The sequence below is a fragment of the Roseateles sp. P5_B10 genome (assembly GCF_056400485.1).
In genome coordinates this window covers 1-4,502 of record NZ_JBFULE010000431.1, presented here as the reverse complement: position 1 = coordinate 4,502, position 4,502 = coordinate 1, and the positions used below count along the sequence as shown (strand labels likewise).

General features: G+C 66.2%; 3 protein-coding genes and 1 pseudogene. All 4 read right to left on the bottom strand.

All coding sequences use genetic code 11. The features are described from left to right. Positions 1–287: 287 nt before the first annotated feature. Positions 288–1,631, bottom strand: coding sequence for a GH1 family beta-glucosidase (locus AC1DU6_RS21155; RefSeq protein WP_477859379.1), 1,344 nt, complete (start codon positions 1,629–1,631; stop codon positions 288–290). A gap of 9 nt (positions 1,632–1,640) precedes the next feature. Further along, the gene (locus AC1DU6_RS21150; protein WP_477859377.1) at positions 1,641–2,459 is read right to left on the bottom strand and encodes a carbohydrate ABC transporter permease; all 819 of its coding nucleotides are present in this window, start codon (positions 2,457–2,459) and stop codon (positions 1,641–1,643) included. Next, entirely contained in the window at positions 2,456–3,346 is an 891-nt protein-coding gene (locus tag AC1DU6_RS21145; protein WP_477859375.1) for a carbohydrate ABC transporter permease, read from the bottom strand. Before AC1DU6_RS21145 ends, AC1DU6_RS21150 begins: the two co-directional genes overlap by 4 nt. A gap of 630 nt (positions 3,347–3,976) precedes the next feature. Next, positions 3,977–4,502, bottom strand: a pseudogene (locus AC1DU6_RS21140) (sugar ABC transporter substrate-binding protein); the annotation flags it as partial.

The window sequence follows — 4,502 nt, the reverse complement described above, 5'->3', positions numbered from 1 at the left end:
AGACCAGGGTCCAGCTGTTGGATGGCGCTGGGGCCGGCGCGGGGGTGGGCGCGGGGGCCGGCGCAGCGGTGGCCGAACCGCCACCACCGCCGCAGGCTGTCAGCACGAAGGCGATGGCCGGCAGCACATGGCGCCAGGGGCTGGGAGCGGGAGTGATGTGTTTCATGTTTGTCTCCATAGTTGTCGTGTCAGGCGTCGTGCCTTCCCAAGGGCGCCGCGGAACTGGCTTTGCCAGGCCGCTGGCGACGCCCCCTCGAGGGGGCCGGCGCAGCCGGTAGGGGGTGGGCCTATCCCCGCCAATCGCGCAGGAAGTCGCGGTACCACTCGGCGCTGGCCTTGGGCGTGCGGGCTTGCGTCTCGTAGTCGACGTGCACGATACCGAAGCGCTTCAGGTAACCGCTGGCCCATTCGAAGTTGTCCATCAGGCTCCAGACCATGTAGCCGGCCATGGGCACCCCCTGCCGCATGGCGCTGGCTACCGCCGCGATGTGATCGCGCAGGTAGGCAATGCGGTCGTCGTCCTGCACGCGGCCGCCCACCAGGGTCTCGTCCTTGAAGGCACCGCCGTTCTCGGTCACGTAGACGGGCGGCAGGCCGGGGTAGTCGCGGTGCAGCAGCACGAGCAGGTCGGTCAGGCCGTCGGCATAGATCTCCCAGCCCATGTCCGACACCGGCAGGCCGCGCTCCTCGGGCTTCCAGTCCGCGCCGCTCGCCGACACGACGGTACGGGTGTAGTAGTTGACGCCGAGGTAGTCCATCGGCTGGGCAATTGCCGCCATGTCGCCGGCATGCACAACCGGGGCGTCGTCGCCCAGCTCGGCCATCACCTCCTCGGGATAGCTGCCCTTGAACAGCGGGTCGGCATACCAGCGGCGGCTGCGGGCGTCGGCCATGGCCGCGGCGGCGATGTCCTCGGGCATGGCGGTGGCCGGCACGGTGGACGACAGGTTGAGCACGATGCCGAGCTGGCTCCTGGCGCCGTCGGCCCGCAGCGCCTGCAGGGCCAGGCCGTGGCTGAGCAGCAGGTGGTGGCAGACCTGGATGGCTGTTCTGCGGCTCTTGATGCCGGGCGCGAAGTTGCCCTGCTCATTGCCCAGCACGGCGACGACCCAGGGCTCGTTGTGCGTGGTGATGCCGTCGACGCGGTCGCCGATGCGGGCCTGCACATGGCGGGCGTAGTCGACGAAGCGGTGCACCGTATCGCGGTCGTTCCAGCCGCCGCGGTCCTGCAGGCCCTGCGGCAGGTCCCAATGGTTCAGCGTCGCGAAGGCCTGGATGCCGCGCTGCTTCAGGCCATCGACCAGGCGCTCATAGAAGTCCAGGCCCTTGGGGTTGAACTCACCATAACCGTTGGCCTGCACACGCGGCCAGGCGATGGAGAAGCGGTAGCAGTTGACGCCCAGCGAGGCAATCAGATCGAGGTCTTCGTCGAGGCGGTTGAAGTGGTCGCATGCCACTTCGCCGTTGCTGGCGTCGGCGATCGCGCCGGGCTGCTTGCAAAAGCGGTCCCAGATGGACTCGCCCTTGCCGTCCGCGTGGGCGGCGCCTTCGATCTGGAAGCTGCTGGTGGCGACGCCCCACACAAAATTGGGCGGAAATTGCTGGTGCAGAGGGCGGTGCAGAGGATTCATGGACTGTTCTTATTTGACGGCGCCCGCCGTGAGGCCGGCGATGAGCTGGCGCGACGAGATGACGAAGAGGACGAGCAGGGGCAGCGTCGCGATGGCCGAGCCGGCCATCAGGGCGCCCCATTCGGTGCTCGTGGTGCTGAAAAGGCTGCGCAGGGCCAGCGGCAGCGTGTAGTTATCGGCGGTGCGCATGACGATCAGCGGGTTCATGAAGTTGTTCCATGAACTGATGAAGGTGATGAGGCCGAGCGTGCCGAGTGCCGGCTTCATCAGCGGCAGCGCGATGCGCCAGTAGATGCCCACCTCGCTGCAGCCGTCGATGCGCGCGGCGTTGATCAGCTCGTGCGGCACCGTGGACGCGGCGAACTGGCGCATCAGGAAGATGCCGAAGGCGCTGGCCGCACCCGGCAGGTACAGGGCCCGGTGCGTGTCTATCCAGCCCAGCGTGTCCATGACCATGAAGGTCGGGATCATGTTCATGAAGGCCGGCACCATCATGGTTCCCATGACGAGGGCGAACAGCGCCTTCTTGAAGCGGAACTCCAGCATCGCGAAGGCATAGCCGGCCATGGAGCAGAACAGCAGCGTCAGCGCCGTGGACATGAGGCCGACGTAGAGGCTCCAGCCGACGTTCTTCCAGAACGGCAGGCGCGTCGTCAACACGGCGATGTTGTTGAGCAGCTCGGTGCTGAAGAACAGCGGCGGCGGTACGTTGAAGATGTCGGTGCGCGACTGGGTCGCGAACACGAACATGAAATAGAACGGCGCCAGCATGATCAGCGCACCAGCGCCGACAACCGCGTAGGCCGCGTACTTCGGAACCCTCTTCATGCCTGCACCCGCCTGTCCGCAAAGGCCTTGTTGGTCAGCCAGGTCAGCAGCGCGATGACGCCGAACATGATCCAGGCCAGCGCACTGGCGCCGCCGAAGTCGCTGAAGTCGAAGGCCTCGCGGTAGAGGTACATGGCCACCGTCATGGCCTGCTGGTCGGCACCGCCCTTGCCATTGGTCAGGATGAAGGGCTCCTCGAACAGCTGCAGYCCGCCGATCAGGGACAGGGTGACGCCGAACAGGATCATGGGCTTGAGGCTGGGCAGCGTGATGCGCCAGAACTGCTGCCAGGCGTTGGCGCCGTCGAGCTTGGCGGCCTGGTAGAGGTCGTTCGGGATGGTCTGCAGCGCGGCGAGATACAGCACCAGGTTGAAGCCGACGTAGCGCCAGAACACGACGAGGGCGATGGCTGGCTTGATGGCCTCGGGGGAGCGCATCCAGTTGATGTTCTCCATGCCGAACATCGCGTGCAGGGCCTGGTTGATCAGCCCGTAGTCGTTCGAGAACAGCGAACCGAACAGCATCGCGATGGCGACCGTGGATGTGATGTAGGGCAGAAAGTAGGCACCCGAGAACAGGCCACGCCAGCGCCCGAAGGCCTGGTGCAGGAAGACGGCCAGCGGCAACGCCACAAGATGCTGCGGCGCGCCGGAGGCGAAGGCCAGCCACAACGTGTTGCGCAGCGCCTTCCAGAACCAGCCGTCGGTCAACGCGAAGATGAAGTTGTCGAGGCCGACAAACTTCATCGAGGCTATGCCGCTGGTCGGCTCCCAGGACTGGAAGGCCAGCCAAGCCGAGAACAGCAGCGGGAACAGGCCGAAGACGGCGAACAGGATCAGGAAGGGGCTGACCAGGAGGTAGGGCGTCCAGGAGGCAGGGATGCGCATGAGGTCAGCGCTCCGCGAGCTGTCGGAGGTTGATGCCGATGGCCATGCCGGGACGTCGCCCCGGCGGGCGACCTTCTTTCTGAGCGACCAGAAAGAAGGCAAAGAGTCGCCCCCGAACCGCCCGGCCCTGAGCTTCGCAGCGGGCTGCCCTGCGGTGCTCGGACCTTGAGGCCCCGCGCAAAACTCCCTTCGCTACGCTGCGGTCAAACAGTTGCGCGGAGTCAGTTCTTGAAGCGARCTTCGCTCGCGGCCTCAAGGTCCTGTGCTCCTCGGCGGGCTCAAAGGGGGGGTAAAGGAACAGCCGGTACCAGCTGGCTTTCGGGTTTGGCTGTTGGCTTTGGCGGCTGTTCGGGGGCTCCCCTTCTAAACCGCCGAGAAGCGCAGAAGCCCAGGGCGCGCGCGCAGCGCGCTTCAAGAACTGACTTCGCGACGCCTGTCCGAGCAGAGCGTAGCGACGCGAGTTSGGCGCGGCCCYGGGCTTCGAGCATCGCAGGGMACCCCGCAGGGGCGGTTTTGCAGGGGCGRTTTCTTTGCTTACTTTCTTGTCCGCACAAGAAAGTGAGTCGGCCGCCGGGACGAAATCCCGGCTGGGCGCAGGCAACAACCTACCGCTCGGAAAAAACAAGCCCCTCATCGATTCGCTCGGTGAACCAGCAAGGCCTGGGCGTCTTCCAAGGCCTTGGGAATGGGCTTGCCGTACTCCAGCACGTTGTCCAGCTCGGCGTTGATGACCTCGTCGGCGAACTTGTGCTGCTTGTGCATCTTGACGACGGGGATGCGCCGCGCGGCGTCGCGCCACAGCAGGCGGGCGTGCTGGCCGCCCAGGAAGGGTACCGGCTGGTCGAAGAAGGCGTCCTGCTGCGCATCCAGCAGGGCCGGGAAGGCGTCTTGCGACTTGAAGGCCTCGAGCTGGCGCTGGCGGTCCAGCGTCAGCTCCTGGATCAGTTGCCAGGCGAGCTGCTTGCGCTCGGGCGCCGAGCGGCGCGGGATGGCGTAGTAGGTGCCGCCGTAGGAGCAGTAGGTGTTCTCGGGCAGCTGCGCGATACGCCATTTTCCGGCGGTGTTGGGCGCGACCCAGTTGGCCATCTGGCCGGCCATCCAGCCGCCCGACAGCTCGGTGGCCAGGCGGCCGCGCTTGAGCATCTCGGCCCAGTCG

Excerpts from the sequence above, each read along its gene's own strand:
- AC1DU6_RS21155 (WP_477859379.1), bottom strand. The coding sequence starts at position 1,631 with ATGAATCCTCTGCACCGCCCTCTGCACCAGCAATTTCCGCCCAATTTT.
- AC1DU6_RS21150 (WP_477859377.1), bottom strand. The coding sequence starts at position 2,459 with ATGAAGAGGGTTCCGAAGTACGCGGCCTACGCGGTTGTCGGCGCTGGT.